The 223-nt window shown below is 61.0% G+C and carries 1 pseudogene; it reads right to left on the minus strand.

The features are described 5' to 3' along the window. Positions 1 to 223 (minus strand): annotated as a pseudogene (locus tag E4K09_RS15280) (carbohydrate ABC transporter permease); the annotation flags it as partial.

A 223-nucleotide genomic window follows, 5' to 3' on the forward strand; every position in this document is an offset into this window, starting at 1 on the left:
TGTCGAACAGACCGATGGCCGAGTAGAGGTTGAAGAAGGGCAGCGCGAAGACCGCGGGCGGTGCCATGCGGTTGGTGAGAAGCCAGAAGAACAGGTGCTTGTCGCCGAGGAAGCGGTACCGCGAGAACGCATAGGCCGCCGGCAATGCGAAGGCGATCGACAGCACCGTGTTGATCAGCACGTAGGTGAGCGAGTTGATGTAGCCGGAATACCAGCTCCGGTC

The sequence above is a fragment of the Microvirga pakistanensis genome (assembly GCF_004458765.1).
In the GTDB taxonomy this organism is placed as follows: domain Bacteria; phylum Pseudomonadota; class Alphaproteobacteria; order Rhizobiales; family Beijerinckiaceae; genus Microvirga; species Microvirga pakistanensis.